At 72.9% G+C, this 19,250-nt stretch carries 19 protein-coding genes; 6 read left to right on the top strand and 13 right to left on the bottom strand.

The features are described 5' to 3' along the window. The 4 genes from ABD299_RS03190 to rimP form a co-directional block, all read right to left on the bottom strand. Nucleotides 1–839, bottom strand: an 839-nt coding sequence (locus ABD299_RS03190) for a translation initiation factor IF-2 N-terminal domain-containing protein (protein ID WP_344258651.1), incomplete at its 3' end; no start/stop codon positions are given. A gap of 154 nt (nucleotides 840–993) precedes the next feature. Beyond that, complete coding sequence (locus tag ABD299_RS03185; RefSeq protein WP_344258649.1) at nucleotides 994–1,272, bottom strand: YlxR family protein; 279 nt, start codon at nucleotides 1,270–1,272, stop codon at nucleotides 994–996. Between the two features lie 102 nt (nucleotides 1,273–1,374). Further along, the gene (gene nusA / locus ABD299_RS03180) at nucleotides 1,375–2,391 is read right to left on the bottom strand and encodes a transcription termination factor NusA (protein WP_344258648.1); all 1,017 of its coding nucleotides are present in this window, start codon (nucleotides 2,389–2,391) and stop codon (nucleotides 1,375–1,377) included. A gap of 2 nt (nucleotides 2,392–2,393) precedes the next feature. Continuing rightward, nucleotides 2,394–2,894, bottom strand: coding sequence for a ribosome maturation factor RimP (rimP, locus tag ABD299_RS03175; protein WP_344258647.1), 501 nt, complete (start codon nucleotides 2,892–2,894; stop codon nucleotides 2,394–2,396). A 270-nt stretch (nucleotides 2,895–3,164) separates the two neighbouring features. Here rimP and ABD299_RS03170 point away from each other — a divergent pair, with 270 nt between their 5' ends. From ABD299_RS03170 to ABD299_RS03160, 3 genes are read left to right on the top strand one after another with little or no spacing between them, the layout of a single operon-like run. Continuing rightward, complete coding sequence (locus ABD299_RS03170; protein WP_344258646.1) at nucleotides 3,165–3,677, top strand: hypothetical protein; 513 nt, start codon at nucleotides 3,165–3,167, stop codon at nucleotides 3,675–3,677. Further along, nucleotides 3,674–4,267 (top strand): ferritin-like domain-containing protein, encoded by a 594-nt coding sequence (locus ABD299_RS03165; RefSeq protein WP_344258645.1) that lies wholly within the window; start codon nucleotides 3,674–3,676, stop codon nucleotides 4,265–4,267. The genes ABD299_RS03170 and ABD299_RS03165 overlap by 4 nt, the downstream gene beginning before the upstream one ends. 4 nt (nucleotides 4,268–4,271) lie before the next feature. Further along, nucleotides 4,272–5,174, top strand: a complete 903-nt coding sequence (locus tag ABD299_RS03160) for an aminoglycoside phosphotransferase family protein (RefSeq protein ID WP_344258644.1) — start codon at nucleotides 4,272–4,274, stop codon at nucleotides 5,172–5,174. A gap of 6 nt (nucleotides 5,175–5,180) precedes the next feature. Here ABD299_RS03160 and ABD299_RS03155 read toward each other — a convergent pair whose 3' ends face one another. The 7 genes from ABD299_RS03155 to dxr form a co-directional block, all read right to left on the bottom strand. Continuing rightward, the gene (locus tag ABD299_RS03155) at nucleotides 5,181–6,884 is read right to left on the bottom strand and encodes a proline--tRNA ligase (RefSeq protein ID WP_344258643.1); all 1,704 of its coding nucleotides are present in this window, start codon (nucleotides 6,882–6,884) and stop codon (nucleotides 5,181–5,183) included. 111 nt (nucleotides 6,885–6,995) lie between these two features. After that, nucleotides 6,996–7,574, bottom strand: a complete 579-nt coding sequence (locus ABD299_RS03150) for a GNAT family N-acetyltransferase (protein WP_344258642.1) — start codon at nucleotides 7,572–7,574, stop codon at nucleotides 6,996–6,998. A 78-nt stretch (nucleotides 7,575–7,652) separates the two neighbouring features. Beyond that, nucleotides 7,653–8,459: a GNAT family N-acetyltransferase gene (locus ABD299_RS03145; protein WP_344258660.1), complete on the bottom strand. Its 807-nt coding sequence runs from the start codon at nucleotides 8,457–8,459 to the stop codon at nucleotides 7,653–7,655. A 111-nt stretch (nucleotides 8,460–8,570) separates the two neighbouring features. Beyond that, the gene (locus ABD299_RS03140) at nucleotides 8,571–9,941 is read right to left on the bottom strand and encodes an acyltransferase family protein (protein WP_344258641.1); all 1,371 of its coding nucleotides are present in this window, start codon (nucleotides 9,939–9,941) and stop codon (nucleotides 8,571–8,573) included. Between the two features lie 135 nt (nucleotides 9,942–10,076). Next, nucleotides 10,077–11,231 carry a flavodoxin-dependent (E)-4-hydroxy-3-methylbut-2-enyl-diphosphate synthase gene (gene ispG / locus ABD299_RS03135; protein ID WP_344258640.1) on the bottom strand — a complete coding sequence of 385 codons (1,155 nt, stop codon included), beginning with the start codon at nucleotides 11,229–11,231 and terminating at the stop codon, nucleotides 10,077–10,079. 118 nt (nucleotides 11,232–11,349) lie between these two features. After that, entirely contained in the window at nucleotides 11,350–12,654 is a 1,305-nt protein-coding gene (locus tag ABD299_RS03130) for a M50 family metallopeptidase (RefSeq protein ID WP_344258638.1), read from the bottom strand. A gap of 106 nt (nucleotides 12,655–12,760) precedes the next feature. Next, nucleotides 12,761–14,029 carry a 1-deoxy-D-xylulose-5-phosphate reductoisomerase gene (gene dxr, locus ABD299_RS03125; protein WP_344258637.1) on the bottom strand — a complete coding sequence of 423 codons (1,269 nt, stop codon included), beginning with the start codon at nucleotides 14,027–14,029 and terminating at the stop codon, nucleotides 12,761–12,763. A gap of 193 nt (nucleotides 14,030–14,222) precedes the next feature. Here dxr and htpX point away from each other — a divergent pair, with 193 nt between their 5' ends. The 3 genes from htpX (at nucleotide 14,223) to ABD299_RS03110 (ending at nucleotide 16,511) form a co-directional block, all read left to right on the top strand. Further along, nucleotides 14,223–15,116 (top strand): zinc metalloprotease HtpX, encoded by an 894-nt coding sequence (gene htpX, locus ABD299_RS03120; RefSeq protein WP_344258636.1) that lies wholly within the window; start codon nucleotides 14,223–14,225, stop codon nucleotides 15,114–15,116. Nucleotides 15,117–15,165: 49 nt separating this feature from the next. Continuing rightward, nucleotides 15,166–15,747, top strand: a complete 582-nt coding sequence (pspAB, locus tag ABD299_RS03115) for a PspA-associated protein PspAB (protein WP_344258635.1) — start codon at nucleotides 15,166–15,168, stop codon at nucleotides 15,745–15,747. Nucleotides 15,748–15,848: 101 nt separating this feature from the next. Next, the gene (locus ABD299_RS03110; RefSeq protein WP_344258633.1) at nucleotides 15,849–16,511 is read left to right on the top strand and encodes a GNAT family N-acetyltransferase; all 663 of its coding nucleotides are present in this window, start codon (nucleotides 15,849–15,851) and stop codon (nucleotides 16,509–16,511) included. 745 nt (nucleotides 16,512–17,256) lie between these two features. On the opposite strand, the gene ABD299_RS03105 is transcribed toward ABD299_RS03110, so the two are convergent. Further along, nucleotides 17,257–17,700: a hypothetical protein gene (locus ABD299_RS03105; protein WP_344258632.1), complete on the bottom strand. Its 444-nt coding sequence runs from the start codon at nucleotides 17,698–17,700 to the stop codon at nucleotides 17,257–17,259. 248 nt (nucleotides 17,701–17,948) lie between these two features. Further along, nucleotides 17,949–19,133, bottom strand: coding sequence for a helix-turn-helix domain-containing protein (locus tag ABD299_RS03100; RefSeq protein WP_344258631.1), 1,185 nt, complete (start codon nucleotides 19,131–19,133; stop codon nucleotides 17,949–17,951). Nucleotides 19,134–19,250: the final 117 nt, after the last annotated feature.

Below are 19,250 nucleotides of genomic sequence, written 5' to 3'. Positions count from 1 at the left end.
CCGGGCCGCGGCCCGCCGGGGCCCGCCTGCGGTCGCGGCATGTTGCCCGGGGTCGCGCGGCCGCCGCCGGGAGCCTGCGGACGCGGGCCGCCCTGGCCCGCACCGCCGGGGCGAGGACCGCCCTGGCCGGGACCACCCGGGCGCGGGGCACCACCGGGGCGGGGCGCCTGGGGGCGCGCCATGCCGGTGGAACCACCGGAGGTGAAGGGGTTGTTGCCCGGACGCGGGCCTGCCGGACGGCCGGCCGGCTTGGGACCGCCGGGCTTGGCACCGCCCGGCTTGGCGCCACCGGGCTTGGGGCCGGCGGCCGGCTTGGGGCCACCGGGCTTGGGCGCACCGGCCGGCTTGGGACCGGTGGGCCGGGGGGCACCCGGCTTGGGCGCGGCCTCACCGCTCGGGGCAGTGAACTCGGGGCTCGTCGCGGCGGGCTTCNTGGGCGCGGCCTCACCGCTCGGGGCAGTGAACTCGGGGCCCGCCGCGGCGGGCTTCGCCGCCGGGGCGGGACGGGCCGGCGGCGCCGGCGGCTGGGGCGCCGCGGGCGGCTTCGGCCCCGGCTTGGGGGCGGCCGCGCCACCCGGACGGGGGGCGGCAGGACGGTGCGCCGCAGCGCCCGGCTTGGGCGCGCCGCCGGGCCGTGCGGCCTGCTTGCGGGGCGCGCCCGGCTTCGCGGTCTTCTTGCCCGACCCGTCGAAGGCATCTGTCAGTTTGCGGACAACCGGCGCCTCGATGGTGGAGGACGCCGAACGGACGAACTCGCCCAGTTCCTGGAGCTTGGCCATGACGACCTTGCTCTCCACGCCAAGCTCTTTTGCGAGCTCGTATACCCGGACCTTAGCCACTTCGCTCCTTCTACGGTCCGGGGTCGGTCGTCCGCCGGACCTTCGCTACTTCATGGGCGTACTCATCGCGTACTCATCGAGTGCTCATCGCAATCTCGACCTACTTCCGACTCGCGAGGTACCAGCACCGCACGGAGGACCCGTGCGATGCGTCTTACGGTTGTTCCTGGCCGACCATCTGCCGCAGTTCCGCGGTGTCCAGCGGCCCCAGGGTCCGGAAGGCCCTTGGGAACGCCCGACGGCGGACCGCCAGCTCGACACACGCCGACACGGGATGCACGTACGCACCCCGGCCGGGCAGCGTACCGCGAAGATCGGGGACACAGCGATCCCCCACCAGCGCCACACGCAACAGACCGGCCCGCGCCGAGCGCTGGCGGCACCCGATACAGGTCCGCTCAGGGCAGGCTCGGGCCTTGGTCCGGCCGGACACTGAGAATTCTACCTCCCCGCGCACGCTGCCCGCGGATCGGGCCGTTTTCACAGCCCGTTACGGACAGGATCAGCCATCTGTGCAACACCTTCGGGACCGTGGTCATTCCCCCGGCTGGGCCGGCTGCCGCTCCGGCTGCTCGGTGTCGGGCCGGATGTCGATGCGCCAGCCCGTCAGCCGGGCAGCGAGGCGGGCGTTCTGCCCCTCTTTGCCGATGGCCAGCGACAACTGGTAGTCGGGCACGGTCACCCGGGCCGACCGGGCCGCGGCGTCGACGACCTCGACCTTGCTCACCCGGGCCGGGGACAGCGCGTTGCCGACCAGTTCCGCGGGGTCGTCCGACCAGTCCACGATGTCGATCTTCTCACCGTGCAGTTCGGCCATCACATTGCGGACCCGGCCGCCCATCGGGCCGATACAGGCGCCCTTGGCGTTCAGGCCCGGGCGCAGCGACCTCACCGCGATCTTGGTCCGGTGCCCCGCCTCACGGGCGATGGCGGCGATCTCCACCGTCCCGTCGGCGATCTCCGGCACCTCCAGCTCGAACAGCTTCTTCACCAGATTGGGATGTGTCCGGGAGAGGGTGACCGAGGGACCGCGCTGGCCCTTCACCACCCGGACCACGTAGGTGCGCAGCCGCAGTCCGTGCGTGTACTCCTCGCCCGGGACCTGCTCCTGGGGCGGCAGGATGGCCTCCAGCCGGCCGATGTCCACCAGGACGCTGCGCGGGTCCTTGCCCTGCTGCACCACCCCGGTGACCACGTCGCCCTCGCGGCCCGCGTACTCACCGAAGGTGATGTCCTCCTCGGCGTCCCGCAGACGTTGCAGGATCACCTGCTTGGCGGTGGTCGCGGCGATCCGGCCGAAGCCCGCGGGAGTGTCGTCGAACTCCCGCGGCTCGGCGCCCTCGCCCGCCTCGGCCAGGTCCTCGGGGTCCTCCTTGGCCCAGACCGTCACATGGCCGGTGGCGCGGTCCAGCTCCACGCGCGCCCGGCGACGGCTTCCCTCGGTGCGGTGATAGGCGATGAGCAGGGCCGACTCGATCGCCTCGACGAGCACGTCGAAGGAGATCTCCTTCTCCCGGACCAGTCCCCGCAGGGCACTCATGTCGATGTCCACGGCTACGCCTCCTTCTGGCTCTCGGCGGCCTTGCGGCTGAATTCCACTTCCACCCGCGCCTGCGCGATGTCGGTGAAAGCGATCCGCCGAGCGGTGGGCTTGCGCCCCTTCACACCTGGCACCTGGAGGTCCAGGCCGTCGTCGTCCACGGCGACGATCCGGGCGGTCAGCTCGCCGCCCTCGTGCAGCCGGGCCGTGATGAGACGGCCGACGGCGCGGCGGTAGTGCCGCAGCTCGGTCAGCGGCCGCTCGGCGCCGGGGGAGGTCACCTCGAGCACGTACGGCGCGCCGCCCATGATGTCGGTCTCGTCCAGCGTCTCGGAGACGGCCCGGCTCAGCTCGGCGCAGGCGTCCAGCTCCACGCCCTCGTCGGTGTCGACGACGACCCGCAGAACGCGCCGCCGGCCGGCCGGAGAGACCGTGACCTCCTCCAGATCCATGCCGCGCTCGACGGCGAGGGGGTCCAGCAGCTCCCGCAGCCTGTCGATCTGAGTGGTGCTCATCCGGGTGACTCCTCGGCCGCGTCTGCTGTTGTCGAACGTGTTCTGTCCGTGCTCCGGTCTCCCGCAACAGCCTATCGCCTACGGCACCCTACGCCGACCGTCCGACCGGGGCGTCCTGGCACGCCGGAGAGCGGGGCGGCGCCGTGACATGCCTCGCACACCGGTACGCTCACCGGGCGGCGGGCACTGCCGGTGCCGGGCGGGCCGCTGCCGGTAGCAATCGCCTGACCAACGGACGGACCAGCTGTGAACGGGGAACGCGCGCACACCATGTCTTCAGCCGTGGCGCCCGCCGCGCCCGCCCCCTCCGGGGTACCCAGGCGGACCGTGCTGGCGGGGGCCGGCGTCCTGGCGGCCGGCGCCGCGTCGGCCGGGTGCGGGGGGCCGTCCGCCGACGGGGGGCCGGGAGCACTCGCCGAGGACGACGTGGCCGCCGTACGGCTGCGCAGGCGCACGGCGCGGGACAGCAGCGCGCTCCTCGCCTCCTACGACGCCGTGGCGGCCTCACACCCCGCGCTCGACGGAACCCTGCGCCCGCTGCGTGCCGCCGTGGCCCGGCATCTCGACGTGCTGGCCGAGGACATCCCGGACGGCTCCGCCGGGCCGGTGCCGCCGGAGCCGGAGCGGGCGCTGTCCTGGCTGGCCGACTCCGAGCGCCGCACCGCCGGCACCCGGCTGCGGGCGCTGGACGGCGCCCCGCCGGAGCTGGCCCGGCTGCTGGCCTCACTGGCCGCCGCCGGGTCCTCGCACGCCTATCTGCTGGCCGAGGCCCGCGCCGGATGACGGGCTCAGCACACCGCCGTCCCACCACCTCCCCGGAGCTCACCCTGGACACCGAACACCCGGCGCGGGCCGCGGCCCGGCATTCCGCCGAGGACCCCCGCGCCGAAGCCCTGCACGCCACCCAGGCCGCGCTGGCCGCCGAGCACGCGGCCGTCTACGGCTACGGCGTGGTGGGCGGCCGCCTCGACGGCGACCTCGCCCGGCACGCGCGGGAGGCACACGCGGCGCACCGCGCACGACGCGACGCCCTGCACCGCGCCGTGCGCGCCCTGGGAGGAACGCCGGAGCCCGCGGCCGTCGCCTACGCACTGCCCTTCGAGGTGGCCGGGAGGGACGAGGCGGTGCGGCTGGCCACCGAGCTGGAGGAGCGGCTCGCCGCGGTCTACGCCGACCTGGTGCGCAGCACCGGGGGGAGCGCCCGTCTGGAGGCCGCCGCGTCGCTGCGCGAGGCCGCCGTGCGCGCCACCCGCTGGCGGGGCGGCGCGACGCCGTTCCCCGGCCTGCCCGAGCACGCTCCCGGACGGACCGCGTCCGGCGTGGGCGACGGGCGCGACGGGCCGGGAACCACCGATACCGAGGAGGATCTGTAGCGGCATGGCATCAGCACTGCGTCTCGAACCCCCGCTGCGGCTGGTCCGCGCCCAGGAAGGGCCCGCCGGTGACTGGCTCGCGTCGCTGCCGGCCCTGGCGGAGGAGATGCTCGGGCGCTGGGAGCTGACCGCCGAACGGGTGGTGGCGCCGGGCGGCCGCGCCGGCCTGATCGTCCTGGTCCGGTGCGCCGACGGCAGCCCGGCGGCGCTCAAGGTGTCCGCCCCGGGCTCCCCCGCCGAACTGGAGAACGCGGCCCTGCGGCGGTGGGACGGCCGGGGCGCGGTCAGGGTGCTGCGGTGCGCGCCGGAGAGCGGCGCACTGCTGCTGGAGAGGGCGCACGGCGAGGTGTCGCTCCGGTCGCTGCCGGAGGCGAAGGCGATGCTGGAGACGGTCTCGGCGGGGCACCGGCTGTGGGTGGACCCCGGCGAGTACCCGTTTCCCACCGTGGCGGAGCGCACCGCGGCCGGGGCCGCGGCGATGCGGACGGCGGCGGTCGAGCCCGAGCTGCGCCCGCTGGTGGACGAGGCGCTGGCGGAGCGTGACCGGCTGCTGGAGACGGCCACCGAACGGTTCCTGCTCCACGGTGACCTGCGGCAGGGCGCGGTGCTGGCGTCGGACTCCGGGCGGTCCCCGTGGCTGGCGGTGGGGCCGGAGCCGGTCGTGGGCGAGCGGGCCTTCGACCTGGCCCGCCTCGCCCGGGACCGGCTGCACGACCTGATCGCCTCTCCCGGCGGTGCGTCCCTCACCCGGCGCCGGGTGGCCGCGCTGTCGGAGTCGGTCGAGGTGACACCGGAGCGGCTGCGCGGGTGGGCGCTGTACCGGGCGGTGGACTCCGCGATACGCCACCTGGCGGCCGGGCAGCGGCAGGACGCCGAGCTGCTGCTGGAGTTCGCCGCCTGGCTGTGACCGCCCTCAGGCCCGCAGCCGGGCCAGTGCCTCCTCGGTCGTCAGGTCCTCGCGCTCCCCGGTGCGGCGGTCCTTCAGCTCCACCCGGCCCTGCGGGGCGCCCCGGCCGACGATGAGGATCGAGGGGACCCCGATGAGCTCGGCGTCGGCGAACTTCACGCCCGGGGAGACGCCCATCCGGTCGTCGACCAGGACCCGGACACCGGCGTCGCCCAACCGCCCGGCCAGTTCGAGGGCCAGTTCGGTCTGGACGGCCTTGCCCGCGGCGACGATGTGCACATCGGCCGGCGCGACTTCGCGCGGCCAGCACAGTCCGTGCTCGTCCGCGGTCTGTTCGGCGAGCGCGGCCACGGCGCGGGACACGCCGATGCCGTAACTGCCCATCGTGACACGGACAGGCTTGCCGTCCCGGCCCAGGACGTCCAGCCCGAAGGCGTCGGCGTACTTGCGGCCGAGCTGGAAAATGTGGCCGATTTCGATCGCCCGCTCCAGGCGCAGCCCCGCCCCGCAGGAGGGGCACGGGTCCCCGGGCTCCACCACCACGACGTCCAGGTACCGGTCCACCTCGAAGTCCCGCCCGCACACGACGTGCCGGGCGTGGGTGTCCGGCTTGTTGGCTCCGGTGATCCAGGAGGTGCCGGGGGCGACGCGGGGGTCGGCGAGGTAGCGGAAGGACGTGCCCGCCATGCCCTGCGGGCCGACGTAGCCGCGCACCAGGTCGGGCCGGCCGGCGAAGTCCTCGGCGGTGACCAGCTCGACCCGGGCGGGGGCCAGTCGCTCGGCGAGTTTGCCGAGGTCCACCTCGCGGTCACCGGGGACGCCCACGGCGGTGATCTCCCCATCGACCTTCACCAGGAGGTTCTTCAGGGTCGCGGAGGCGGGGACGCCCAGATGCTCGGCGAGGGTCTCGATGGTGGGGGTGTCCGGGGTGTCGAGCTCCTCGGTGTCCGGCAGGCCGGCCGGGTCGGCGCCCGGCACGGTCACCGTGACGGCTTCGGTGTTGGCCGCGAATCCGCAGGCCGGACAGTCCGCGAAGGTGTCCTCGCCCGCCGCGGCCGGGGCCAGGAACTCCTCGGAGGCCGAGCCGCCCATGGCGCCGGAGACGGCGGTGACGATCCGGTGGTCCAGGCCGAGCCGCTCGAAGATGCGGCGGTAGGCCTCGCGGTGCAGCCGGTAGGACTCCGCCAGCGCGGCGTCGTCGGTGTCGAAGGAGTAGGAGTCCTTCATCTGGAACTCCCGGCCGCGCAGGATGCCCGAGCGCGGACGGGCCTCGTCCCGGTACTTGGTCTGGATCTGGTAGAGGATGACCGGCAGGTCCTTGTAGGAGGAGCACTGGTCCTGCACCAGCTGGGTGAAGATCTCCTCGTGGGTGGGGCCGAGCAGGTACTGCGCGCCCTTGCGGTCGGCCAGCCGGAAGAGCTGGTCCCCGTACTCGTCCCAGCGGCCGGAGGTCTCGTAGGGCTCCTTCGGCAGCAGGGCGGGCAGCAGGACCTCCTGGCCGCCGATGGCGTCCATCTCCTCGCGGACGATCCGGGTGACGTTCTCCAGGACCCGCTTGCCCAGGGGAAGCCAGCTCCAGATCCCGGCCGCCGACCGCCGCACGTACCCGGCGCGCACCAGCAGCCGGTGGCTGACGGTCTCGGCGTCGGCCGGAGCGTCCCGCAGCGTCTTGAACATCGACTGGGACAGGCGGGTGACTCGGGCGGCCATGGGGGAACTCCTGCGTGCTGACGTGCGGTGGAGGACGGACGGATCCGCGGCGGGGCCGCGGAGGGATGGTGGTGAGGCTAGTGGCTGCCGCGGCCGGGCCGTCGGCCGGGTTCAGCGGCGCAGCGGCAGCGGTGCGCCCATGACCGCGTACGGGGTGGAGGCCGAGGGGAACATCACCCGGACGGCCAGGTCGCGGTAGCCGAGCGTGCGGTAGAGGCCGCGGGCCGGGCTCTCGGTGTCGATCGCGGACAGCAGCGACCGCGGCTGGGGGACGCCGTCGGTGAGCGTGGTGATCAGCCGCCGTCCGATGCCGTGTCCCTGATAGGCGGGCAGGACGTGCAGCTCGGTGATGGTGAACGAGTCGTCCAGCCAGCTGTCGTGACCGGCCCGGCGCAGATACGGCTCGACGACGGTGGACCACCACTGCGAGCGTTCGCAGGGCATGCCGTAGACGAATCCCACCAGTTCGCCCCCGCCGGGCCCGTCGCCGACCACGGCGCCCAGGGCGCGGGCCTGCGGGTTCGCCAGGTGCCGCAGCACGATGTGCCGGCGCACCCCGATCTCCTCGTCGGTCAGGCCGAAGGCGCGGGCCTGGACGGCGAGCGCCTCGTCGACCCTGGCGGCCAGGTCGAGGGGGGTGATGACAGCGTCGTCGGCGTCGGGGGCCGCACCCGCTGAGGAGGGAGTCATGCCGGGGAGGCTAACGCCCCGGACGCGGGAAGTCTCGTTCCGCGGCGGGCTGCCCTGCCGCCGGCCCGGGACGGGCCGTCAGAACAGGACGCTCATCAGGGTGCCGGTCTCGGTGAAGCCCAGCCGGCGGTAGACGGCGAGTGCGGGGGCGTTGAAGTCGTTGACGTAGAGGCTGACGACCGGCGCGGTGGCGGTGAGCGCGTGACGGACGACGGCGGCCATCCCGGCGGTGGCCAGCCCCCGCCCGCGGTACTCGGGGGCGGTCCACACTCCCTGGAGCTGGCAGACCTGCGGGGTGACGGCGCCGATCTCGGCCTTGAAGACGATCCGCCCGTCCTCGACGCGGGCGAAGCAGCGTCCCGCGCCGACGGTCTCGGCGACCCGCGCCTGGTAGGTGAGACCTCCGTCCTCGGCGGCCAGCGGGGAGATGCCCACCTCCTCGGTGAACATGGCGACGGCGGCCGGCAGCACCAGGTCCATCTCGCCCTTGCGCATCGCCCGTACCGCCGGATCGGGGCGGATGCCCGGCGGTACGGTCCGGGTGGCCATCAGCAGTTGCCGGGGCCGCAGTTCCCGGGCGGGTCCCCAGTGCGGTTCGAGGTGGGACCAGAGGTCCGCGGTGGCGTCGGCGGGGCCGACGATGGAGGAGCAGCGCCTGCCCTGCCGCAGGGCGCGTTCGGCGAAGGCCCGCACGGCGGCCGGGCCCGCACCGACCGGGACCAGGTTGGCCCCGGCATAGCACAGGGCGTCGAGCCGTCCGCGGTGGTACCAGCCCCACATCTGGCCGCCGAGGCGGATCGGGTCGAGCCCCGATTCCAGGACGCGCGCGGTGACGAAGGCGTTGGCCACGGGCTCACGCTGGAGAACGGCGAGGGCGTCTGCCATCTCCGTGGGGGCGATGACCCGGGTGGTGGGCGGCGTGATGAGCACGAAGCGGGACCTTGGGGCGTCGGTGGCGGTCGGGGGCGTTGTGGCACTGTACCGGCCCGGGGCGGGCTATGCGGACGGGTCCCGCGGGGCCCTGGCCCGGGCCAGCCGCAGCAGGCCGGCTCCGGCGAAGTACGCGAGGAACACGGCTGTGGGCAGGCCGCCCGGCCGGTGGTAGACGTCGCCCGCCAGGGCGATGCCGAGGAGGCCTGCGACGGCCGCCGACAGGCCGGTGACGGTGAGGGCGGTCCAGCCCCACGGCGGCAGGCCCGGGCCGGTGGCGCGCGTGCCGCTGCTCGACGGACCGGTGCGCGTCTCGATCCGCCCGAACAGGGCGACGATCGCGGCGAGGATCACGGTGAGCGCCAGGAGCCAGGGGATGCGGAGCAGGAACCAGGCGGGGGTGTCCACGGCGGGCTGCGGCATCAGCCCGGTCGGGTAGAGGGCCAGGGCGCCGATCATGGCCGCCGTCATGTGCCACAGGAAGAGGGTCAGCACGACGGAGTTGGCGGCCACCACGGCGGTCCACGGGCCGGTGCGGGCCAGCCATCGGTTGGTCGGACCGGACAGGAGCAGCGCCAGACCGGTCTGGGTGAGGCCCAGTGCCGCCAGGGCGAGGGTGGGCGGGGCGGTGTTCTGGAGCTGTTCCCCGGGCACCTGCACCATGCTGACCGGGTAGGGGCTGAACGGCAGGGCGGCCAGCAGGACGAGGGCGGCCAGCGCGGCGGCGGCCAGCAGCGCCGAGCCGCGGGCCGTGGACGGCAGCAGCCCGTCCCGCCAGCAGAATCCGAGCTGGTGGATGGCCAGCCAGACCAGCAGGTAGTTGGCCTGGCCGACGGCCGGGACGTCGAGGCCGAGCCGGGCGGTGTCCGCGGCGGCCGCCAGGACCAGGAGCAGCACGGGCACGGCCAGCCCTGCCCGCCGGTGCAGGGCGTGCGCGGCCGGGGTGGTCAGCACCATGGCCAGGTAGGCGGCCAGGAACCACAAGGGCATGGAGGCCAGCCACACGCCGGTGCCGATGGTGTCGGTGTCGGCGCCGAGCAGGGTGGCCACGGTGGCGCCCGCGCCCAGGGTGATCAGCAGTGCGGTGGTGGGGCGCAGCAGACGATCAGTGCGTCCCAGCAGCCAGGTGGTGGCGTCGCCGCCGTGCTCGCGGTGGGACACCAGGGAGGCGGCGTTGGAGTAGCCGCCCACGACGAAGAAGACGGGCATGACCTGGAAGACCCAGGTGCCCCAGTGGGTCCAGGGCAGGATGCCGAGCAGGTTGTCACCGTCGAGGCCGCCCTCGTCGTGGACGACCACGATGACGAGCCAGTGGCCGAGCACGACGGCGCACAGCGCCAGCGCGCGCAGCATGTCGATCTGCCGGTTGCGGCGTGCCGGGGTCTGTTCGGCCGTCCGGCGCAGCGCGGCGAGGGGGCCACGGGGAACACGGGGCATGCGCACACCTGCCACGGCTCGCGGGTGCCCCCGGGCCCGTCGTCCCGGCGCGGGGGTGATTCCTTGGCCCTACGGGTGCCCCCGGCGGTGCCTCGTCATGCCCGCCGGGGGGTGCGCCTTGCGCGTCGTGCCCGGTCAGCCGACGGAGACCTCCGGCTCGCCGGAGAGGACGCCGTCCTTCTCCATCTGCTCGGCCAGCCGCATGGCCTCGTCGATCAGCGTCTCGACGATCTTGGACTCGGGGACGGTCTTGATGACCTCTCCCTTGACGAAGATCTGTCCCTTGCCGTTGCCGGAGGCGACACCGAGGTCGGCCTCGCGGGCCTCGCCGGGACCGTTGACGACGCAGCCCATGACGGCGACGCGCAGCGGCACCTCCATGCCGGTGAGGCCCGCGGTGACCTCCTCGGCGAGCTTGTAGACGTCGACCTGGGCGCGTCCGCAGGAGGGGCAGGAGACGATCTCCAGGCCGCGCTGCCGCAGACCGAGGGACTCCAGGATCTGGTTGCCGACCTTGATCTCCTCGACCGGAGGCGCCGACAGGGACACCCGGATGGTGTCGCCGATGCCCTCGCTGAGCAGCGCGCCGAAGGCGACGGCGGACTTGATGGTGCCCTGGAAGGCGGGGCCCGCCTCGGTCACGCCGAGGTGCAGCGGGTAGTCGCACTGCGCGGCCAGCTGCCGGTAGGCGTTGATCATGATGACGGGGTCGTTGTGCTTGACGGAGATCTTGATGTCGCGGAAGCCGTGCTCCTCGAAGAGGGAGCACTCCCACAGCGCGGACTCCACCAGCGCCTCCGGGGTGGCCTTGCCGTACTTCGCCAGCAGCCGCTTGTCCAGCGATCCGGCGTTCACCCCGATCCGGATGGGGATCCCGGCGTCGGAGGCGGCCTTCGCGATCTCCTTGACCTTGTCATCGAACTGCCGGATGTTGCCGGGGTTGACGCGGACGGCGGCGCAGCCGGCGTCGATGGCGGCGAAGACGTAGCGCGGCTGGAAGTGGATGTCGGCGATCACCGGGATCTGCGACTTGCGCGCGATCACCGGGAGCGCCTCGGCGTCGTCCTGGGAGGGGCAGGCGACCCGCACGATCTGGCAGCCCGCGGCCGTCAGCTCGGCGATCTGCTGCAGTGTGGCCCCGATGTCGGCGGTGACCGTGGTGGTCATGGACTGGACCGAGACCGGCGCGTCACCCCCCACCGGCACGGACCCGACCTGGATCTGGCGGCTGACGCGGCGGTCGGCCAGCTTGGTCGGAACGGACGGCATGCCGAGCGAGATAGCTGTCATCGGTTCGTGCAACCCCACGGTGCGATCGAGGTCCCGGGATGGGCGGGCTCCGGGTCAAGAGCCTACGGCACGCCACGCCCCGTGAGCACATCGATGCGCCCCCACGGCGGCCCGGCGGTCACCCCGCCAGCCGCACCGGCGAGACGATGTCGGCGGCCAGCACCAGCAGGGTGAAGCAGATGAACAGCCCGGCCACCACGTAGGCGACCGGCATCAGCTTGGCCACGTCGAACGGGCCGGGGTCGGGCCGCCGGAAGACCTTGGCGAAGAACCGCCGCACCGACTCCCACATCGCTCCCGCGATGTGCCCGCCGTCCAGCGGGAGCAGCGGAAGCATGTTGAACAGGAACAGCGAGAGGTTGAAGCCCGCGACGAGGAACAGCATCGTCGCGATGCGGTGCTCCGGCGGGATGTCCAGAGTGAACACCTCGCCGCCGACCCTGGCCGCGCCGACCACGCCCATCGGTCCGTCCTGGTCGCGCTCGGCGGTGCCCCAGGCGGCGTCCCACAGGTTGGGGACCTTGGAGGGCAGGTTGATCAGCGCCTGGACGCCGGTCGTCATGATGTCGCCCATCCGGTCGACCGCCTGCGGGAAGTCCTGGCGGACGACGCCGCTGGCCGGGGAGAACCCGACGAAGCCCGCGGTGACGTACTCACCCTCGACGTAGCCGCCGCGGCCGTCGGTCCTGGCCACCTGGTTCTCTATGAGGTCGGCGTGCAGGACCAGCGTCTCGCCGTCCCGCTCGACGGTGAGGGTGGCGGGGCCGACGGTCTCGCGGATGCGGGCCTGGAGAGTGCCCCAGTCGTCCACCGGCTCGCCGTTGAACGCCACGATGGTGTCGCCCGGCTCCAGGCCGGCGGCGTTGGCGGGGGCAGGGGGGTCTCCGGCCCGGCACTCGTCACGCTGCTCGCTCTGCGAGATCACGCACTCGGACACCGTGGCGACGGTGGTCGTGCGGGTGTTGATGCCGAAGGACATCAGGACGCCGAGGAAGATCACCACGGCCAGGATGAGGTTCATGCCCGGGCCGGCGAACATGACGATCACGCGCTTCCAGGGGGCCCGCGTGTAGAACAGCCGCCGCTCGTCGCCCGGCTTCAGCTCCTCGTAGGCGGCCGCACGGGCGTCCTCGATCATCCCCCGGAAGGGGGAGGTGGAGCGCTTGCGGACGCGGCCGTCGTCGCCGGGCGGGAACATGCCGATCATCCGGATGTAGCCGCCCAGCGGGATGGCCTTGATGCCGTACTCGGTCTCGCCCTTGCGGCGCGACCACAGGGTGGGTCCGAAGCCCACCATGTACTGGGGCACCCGGATGCCGAACATCTTGGCCGTGCTCAGGTGCCCGAGCTCGTGCCAGGCGATGGAGAAGAGCAGCCCGAAGACGAAGACGAGTATCCCCAGCACCGTCATCAAGGTGGTCATGCCGCACCCTCTTCGTTCACATCCGACTCCGCCCGTCTCACCCCGCGCGCGGAGCGCAACGGTACCCGCTGCCCGCCCCGCGGCGGCAGGGGAGCCGCGGGAACACTCACCCGGCGGCCTCGGCCGTGGCCAGGCCGCCGGTCCCCGCCAGTTCGCGGGCCCGCCGCCGCGCCCTGGTCTCCGCGTCGAGGACGCCGGGCAGGGTCAGCGTGGTTCCGGAACCGGCCTCCGCCTGCTCCTCGACCACCCGGGCCACCGTGTCCACGATGCCGGTGAACGGCAGCCGGCCGGCGAGGAAGGCGTCCACGCACTCCTCGTTGGCCGCGTTGAACACCGCGGGAGCGGTACCGCCGAGATTACCGACATGGCAGGCGAGCGGCACCGCCGGGAAGGCGTCGGTGTCCAGGGGGAAGAACTCCCAGGTGTGGGCGCGCGTCCAGTCGCAGCCCGGGGCGGCCCCCGGCACCCGGTCCGGCCAGCTCAGGCCCAGGGCGATGGGGACCCGCATGTCGGGCGGGCCCGCCTGGGCGAGGGTGGAGCCGTCGGTGAACTCCACCATCGAGTGAATGTAGGACTGCGGGTGGACGACGACCTCGATCCGGTCGAACGGGATGTCGTAGAGCAGGTGGGCCTCGATGACCTCCAGCCCCTTGTTGACCAGCGTGGCCGAGTTGACGGTGATCACCGGGCCCATGTCCCAGGTGGGGTGGGCGAGCGCGTCCTGCGCGGTGACGCGGCTCAGCTCGGCCCGGCTGCGGCCGCGGAACGGGCCGCCGCTGGCGGTGACGACCAGCCTGGCCACCTCGGCCCGGGTGCCGCCGAGCAGGGCCTGGAACAGCGCGGAGTGCTCGGAGTCGACCGGGATGATCTGCCCGGGCCGGGCGGCGGCCCGGACCAGCGGGCCGCCGACGATCAGCGACTCCTTGTTGGCCAGCGCCAGCGTCCGGCCGGCCTTCAGGGCGGCGAGAGTCGGGGCGAGTCCGATGGAGCCGGTGATGCCGTTGAGGACGGTGTGGCACTCGGTGGAGGCCAGCCAGGTCGCCGCGTCGGGGCCTGCCAGGATCTCCGGCAGCGGCTCCCCCACCCCGTACTGGGCCCGCAGCGCCTGGCGCAGCTCGGAGACCTTGTCGTCGCGGGCGATGGCCACCGCCCGCACCTGGAGCCGGTGCGCCTGCCCGGCCAGCAGCTCCAGCCGCCCGCCGGAGGCGGCCAGCCCGGTCACCCGGAACCGTGCCGGGTTGCGCAGCACCACGTCGATGGCCTGGGTGCCGATGGATCCCGTGGAGCCGAGGATGACCACTTCCCGGGGCCCGCCGGGCGCTCCGGCGGAGGGGCGCAGATGAGGATCGGCAAGGGGGACGGCGCTGTTGGTCATTCCCCCATTGTGTCCGTTCCCCCACCCACCGCGTCCAGGCGGCCTCCCGCTCCCGGCCCGCTCCGACGGGGCGGAAGGGACGTTCCGCAACGGGCCGGGCACGCGTTCCGGCCACCGGGGCGCCGGGCACATGCCGCGTACACTTGTCCGAAAGGGAGGCCCGGCTCCATTTTTCTCGTCCGGGGAGGGAGACATGGCGCGCACGCGATTCGCCCCCGACCGTGGCCTCACCAGTCGCATGGTGACCACGATGTTCCTCATCGGTCTCCTCTACGTGGTGTTCGTCGGCGTGCTGATCGCGCTGCTGGGCGAGGCCTGGCCGCTGGTGATCCTGATCGCCGGCGGTCTGTTCATCGCCCAGTTCTGGTTCAGCGACAGGATCGCCGCCTACAGCATGGGGGCCCGCGAGGTCACCCCCCAGCAGGCCCCCGAGCTGCACGGCGCGGTGGACCGGCTGTGCGCGCTGGCTGACATGCCCAAGCCGAAGGTGGCGATCGCGGACACCGACGTGCCCAACGCCTTCGCCACCGGCCGCAGCCGGAACAAGTCGCTGGTGTGCGTCACCACCGGGCTGCTGCGGCGGCTGGAGCGCGACGAGCTCGAGGGTGTCCTGGCACACGAGCTGTCGCACGTCGCGCACCGCGACGTGGCGGTGATGACGATCGCCTCGTTCCTGGGTGTGCTGGCCGGGATGATGACGCGGATGGCGCTGTGGGGCGGCATCGCCCGCGGCGGCCGCAACAACAACATCCTGTTCGTGCTGATCCCGCTGGTCAGCGCCCTGGTCTATGTGATCAGCTTCCTGCTCACCCGGCTGCTGTCCCGCTACCGCGAATTGGCCGCCGACCGGGGTGCCGCGCTCCTGACCGGCCGGCCGTCCGCGCTGGCCTCCGCGCTCACCAAGATCTCCGGGCAGATGGCTCGCATCCCCACCCGGGACCTGCGCCGCGCCGAACCTTTCAACGCCTTTTTCTTCGCCCCCGCCGTCACCGGTGAGAGCCTGAGCAAGCTGCTGGACTCGCACCCCTCCCTGGAGCGGCGGCTGGAGCAGCTGGGCCGGATCTCCGCCGAGCTCGGCCGCCCGTGACGGTACGCTCCCCCTCTCCTCTCCCGCCTTCCCGGAAGGACTGACCCACGTGGGCTTTCTGGATGCCCTCTTCGGCCGCAGCAAGCCGGTCCGCCCCGACCTGGACCAGCTCTTCGCGGTCCCCTCGGCCGCCATCACGCTCCAGTCCAGCGCCGGGTTCACCCCGACCGGCCTGGGCTCGGTGTGCTTCGCCAGCGTCGAGGGCGGCGGCTTCTCCCGCATCCAGGACGAGATCCGCGGCCTGCTCGACGCCGACGCGAGCCGCACGGCACCGGTCGAATTCAGCCAGGACTCCTACGGCTACACGTGGCTGCTGACCCGCCACTCCCCCGACGACGTCACCGCCGTCGTCAACGACCTGCACGCGGCGAACACCTCCCTCAAGGACGGCGGCTTCGGCCCGCAGCTGCTGTGCTCCCTGGTCGGTTTCCGCGACGAGCGGCAGCGTCCACTGGCCCTGGTCTACCTCTACAAGCGCGGCACGTTCTACCCCTTCGCGCCGCAGCCCGGGGGCGGCGAGCGGCGGGACAACGGCCTGGAGCTCCAGATCCGCGGCCTGCTCACCGACGACCTGCGCATCGAGCAGGACCTCAGCCGCTGGTTCCCCGTCTGGGGTGCCCCGGGACTGTAGGGCGGGCCCGGAGGGCCCGGCCGGGATCGCCCCGGCCGGAATCGCCCGGCAGAAGACGGAAACCGGTTGGTCTCCCCGGCTCCGGGCGGCAAGGTCGTGGAATGACCTCGCGATACTGGCCGCTGTACGGTCTGCGAATCACCACGCCCCGGCTTGAGCTCCGGGTACCGGACGGGCCGCTGCTGGACGAACTCGCCGACGTGGCGGCGGGCGGCGTGCACGAGGAGGGCGAGATGCCCTTCTCCTACCCGTGGACCGACGCCACCCCCGCGCAGCGCGGACGCGCCACCCTTCAGCACGTGCTGGGCACCGTCGCCGACTGGCGGCCGGAGAAGTGGACGCTGAGCCTGGCGGTGCTGCACGAGGGCACCGTCGTGGGGCGGCAGGACCTGGCCGCCTCCGACTTCGCCGTGACCCGCGAGGCGGAGACCGGCTCCTGGCTGGGCCTCCCGCACCAGGGCCAGGGCATCGGCACCGAGATGCGGGCAGCAGTGGCGCACCTGGCGTTCGAAGGGCTCGGGGCCCGGTATCTGACCTCGGCCGCCATGACGGACAACCCCCGCTCCCTGGGTGTCTCGCGCCGCCTGGGCTACCGCCCGGACGGCATGACCGTGGCAGCGGTCTCCGGCCGCGCCCGCGCCCAGCACCGGCTGCGGCTCGACCGCGATGCCTGGCAGGCGCACCGCACGGTGGAGGCCGAGGTACACGGCCTGGCCCCCTGCCGCGAGATGTTCGGGACAGCCGGGAACGAGCCGCCCGGCTGAGCGGAGCGGAGCGCGTCCCGCTGGTAGGCGGCCAGGCGCAAGGAGGGCGTGCCGTTCACGGTTCACCGCGTCGTGGCGTCGGTCGTTGACGACGCCGAGCGGTGAGCGGCCATCGACGGGTCGCCTCCTTTCTGTTCTGTGCCAGGGCGCGATGTGATTGATGCCCGCTCCGAGCAGCGGGTGTGTGCCGCCGCGGCTCGGAGCGGGGGTGTGGCGCGGCCCTGACCCTGCGGTCGCCTGGGTGGTGTCCGGGCCCTGCGTGTCGAGGAACAAGGCCCGGACGCCCGCTTCTGCCACAAGGGCTGTGAAGGCCCTCTTGTACCGAGATGGCGGAAGCGGGAGCTCGGTCGGCTCAGCGCTGGCGTACAGCTCGGCGACGGCCTGGCGGTGCATGCGGTCGATGCAATCCGCGCAGGCGAACAGCCTGGTATCAATGAGTCCGTAGGGACCGTTGAAGCGGGCCGGGCCGATCCAGCGCACCTCCACGCCGGTTCGCCGGCAGCCCATCCAGCAGGCGCCTGTGACCCAGCCGAGAGCACCTCGGTGATCAGCTGATGAGTCCATGACTGACAACTCAGGGGGCCGTCCGGGTGGTGTAGCGGGGTTCTCCGGGCGGATGGCGGGCCGGCTGTCCGTGCGGGAGCCGCCACACCTTGGCAATGCCTTCCCGTCCGGGGAGGCGCTCTACGGGCCGCCGCGGGTCCGGCTGTTCCAGTTGCTGTCCTCTGCCCAGCGTCGCGGCGTGCTAGGCCGTCCATCCACGTACCGCCCCGTTCCACCAGTACCCGACGGAGGGGGCTGTGATCTCGACCCACCAGCGACGGGCGTCGAGTTCCCGCACGGTGCGGTAGACGCCGGCCATGTCCCGGCACAGCATGGCCAGGCGACGGGTGCGGGCGGCCTGGAGGGGGAGGACGGCCTGCGTGTCGGGCGGGTGAACCAACTGCACCTCGGCCAGTTGCAGGAGGTCGGAGGCCCGCTTGCGTTCCGGGGCTCCTGCCGGTCCGAGTACGGACAGAGAAGCGACCTCCCGTACCAGGGCCCGCAGGTGGGTCCGCAGGTGGGTGGTCGTTTCGGTGATGGCGCTCTGGTTGGCGAGGACGGTGCGGGAGGCCTCCGGGTCCAGGGCCCGCAGGGTGAGGTGGTGGATTTCGCGGAGGTCGACGGAGGGGAAGAGGGACGGGCTCACCGGCCGGCCTCCTGCTTGCCCTCGCTGGGCGTGGAGCAAGCGTGGTCCTCGCCTCTGCGTACCAGGGCTCCGCACCGGGGGCAGCGAATCAAGGCCCGAACCGGGCTGTTCCAGGGCCATGTGCTTTTGTGTTGGGGGATCACGTATCTCTCCGTGTGGCGGACTGTGCTGGTGGTCACATCCTCACGAAGAAAAGGGCCCCAACTACCAACAGTGATTGGCAGCTGAGGCCACGGCGTGACTGTTTGTCACATGCCGAGCCAGGCTCCGTAGTGGGCGAGCGTGCCCGGCAGCTGACGGCGTGACGCTTCCAGGCCCAGGTACGTCTCCCGGGCCACCCAGCAGTACTTCGTCTGCTGCGGGCCGGCCTTCCGCGCGGCTACCAGCGACTCGAAGGCGGAAGTCGCATTACCCGTGAGAAGCTTGGCCCGCGCCACCTCCACGTGGTGGCGGCTGGCCCGGGACCTGGGCCAGTCTTCGGGAATCGTCATCCTCTCCGCGACCTGTACCGCCTCGTCGTACCGGTTCAGCCCGGCCAACGCTGCGACTCGGTGGGCGTTCACGTTCGCCGGCCCGAAAGCGAGCCAGTTCAGGCGCTCCACAGCGCCTGTGCGTGCGGCGATCTGCTCGGCCTCCCGCAGATGCCCCTCGGCGTCGTCCGCGCGCTGGGCGTTGGCGTACAGCATGCTGGCGCCCAGGTGCAGCTGACCGGTGGTGGCATCCCGGGCGAGGCCGGGCGGGGCGTGCTGAAGCGTTGTCAGCGCCACCTCGATGAGCCGTTGCCCTGTTCGGTACTGCCCGCTGCGCAGGTAGAGCAGTGCGCGCATGTACTGCCGCATGCCGGCCAGAATCGGGGAGGAGGCGCGGGTGGCCGCCCAGTCCATGCGGTCCAGTGCCACGGTGCACAGGTCCGCGTAGCCCAGCTTCGTGGCGACGTCGTATGCCGTCCGGTAGGTCGACGCCAGCACCTCCCAGGCCCGGTCTTCACCGGCCAGGTGTGCCGCAGTGGTCACTTCCTGGATGAGGCCGGGCAGCTCTGTCGCTGCCCGGCGCAGGTTGGTGTCGCGGATCTCGGCGCAGAGGCTGTCCGCGTGGGCGTGCAGGACGTCCAGAGGCCGAGGAGAGATCAGCGGGTCGGCCCCCAGGTCGTAGACGTCAAGGGCCTCTCTGATGGGCTGGATGAGGCCGTCGAGCTGATCGCGCTCCAGATCGTGCAGGTACGGCTGGCCGGTGAGGTCACTCACCGGTACGGACAGGGCGCGGGCCAGTGCGCCGATCACCGCAGCCGAGGCAGGGATAGTGCCCTGTTCCACTTTGGTGATGGTCGAGTACGAGACGGGGGCGATGTCCGCCAGCTCCCGCTGCGTCAGCCTGCGAACTTTCCGGACCCTGGCGATTCGAGCACCAGTGTGCTCGGCGCCACGATGTGGCATGCTGGTCTCCGTTCTGTGCTGGTACTCAGAACCGTACCCGCGTCGCTGACGCGGGAACAGCGAACGGCCCCNGGGCCCCGTTCGCTGTGGTGAGGGCTTGGCATGACCGCCCGCCCC

The organism is Streptomyces sodiiphilus, assembly GCF_039529215.1.
Lineage (GTDB): Bacteria > Actinomycetota > Actinomycetes > Streptomycetales > Streptomycetaceae > Streptomyces > Streptomyces sodiiphilus.
Note: the sequence above shows the minus strand (reverse complement) of the source record. Positions and strands in the feature narration are given on the sequence as shown.

Excerpts from the sequence above, each read along its gene's own strand:
- rimP (WP_344258647.1), bottom strand. The coding sequence starts at position 2,894 with ATGAGCACCACTCAGATCGACAGGCTGCGGGAGCTGCTGGACCCCCTC.
- ABD299_RS03170 (WP_344258646.1), top strand. The coding sequence starts at position 3,165 with ATGTCTTCAGCCGTGGCGCCCGCCGCGCCCGCCCCCTCCGGGGTACCC.
- ABD299_RS03165 (WP_344258645.1), top strand. The coding sequence starts at position 3,674 with ATGACGGGCTCAGCACACCGCCGTCCCACCACCTCCCCGGAGCTCACC.
- ABD299_RS03160 (WP_344258644.1), top strand. The coding sequence starts at position 4,272 with ATGGCATCAGCACTGCGTCTCGAACCCCCGCTGCGGCTGGTCCGCGCC.
- ABD299_RS03155 (WP_344258643.1), bottom strand. The coding sequence starts at position 6,884 with ATGGCCGCCCGAGTCACCCGCCTGTCCCAGTCGATGTTCAAGACGCTG.
- ABD299_RS03150 (WP_344258642.1), bottom strand. The coding sequence starts at position 7,574 with ATGACTCCCTCCTCAGCGGGTGCGGCCCCCGACGCCGACGACGCTGTC.
- ABD299_RS03145 (WP_344258660.1), bottom strand. The coding sequence starts at position 8,459 with ATGGCAGACGCCCTCGCCGTTCTCCAGCGTGAGCCCGTGGCCAACGCC.
- ABD299_RS03140 (WP_344258641.1), bottom strand. The coding sequence starts at position 9,941 with ATGCCCCGTGTTCCCCGTGGCCCCCTCGCCGCGCTGCGCCGGACGGCC.
- ispG (WP_344258640.1), bottom strand. The coding sequence starts at position 11,231 with ATGACAGCTATCTCGCTCGGCATGCCGTCCGTTCCGACCAAGCTGGCC.
- ABD299_RS03130 (WP_344258638.1), bottom strand. The coding sequence starts at position 12,654 with ATGACCACCTTGATGACGGTGCTGGGGATACTCGTCTTCGTCTTCGGG.
- dxr (WP_344258637.1), bottom strand. The coding sequence starts at position 14,029 with ATGACCAACAGCGCCGTCCCCCTTGCCGATCCTCATCTGCGCCCCTCC.
- htpX (WP_344258636.1), top strand. The coding sequence starts at position 14,223 with ATGGCGCGCACGCGATTCGCCCCCGACCGTGGCCTCACCAGTCGCATG.
- ABD299_RS03110 (WP_344258633.1), top strand. The coding sequence starts at position 15,849 with ATGACCTCGCGATACTGGCCGCTGTACGGTCTGCGAATCACCACGCCC.
- ABD299_RS03100 (WP_344258631.1), bottom strand. The coding sequence starts at position 19,133 with ATGCCACATCGTGGCGCCGAGCACACTGGTGCTCGAATCGCCAGGGTC.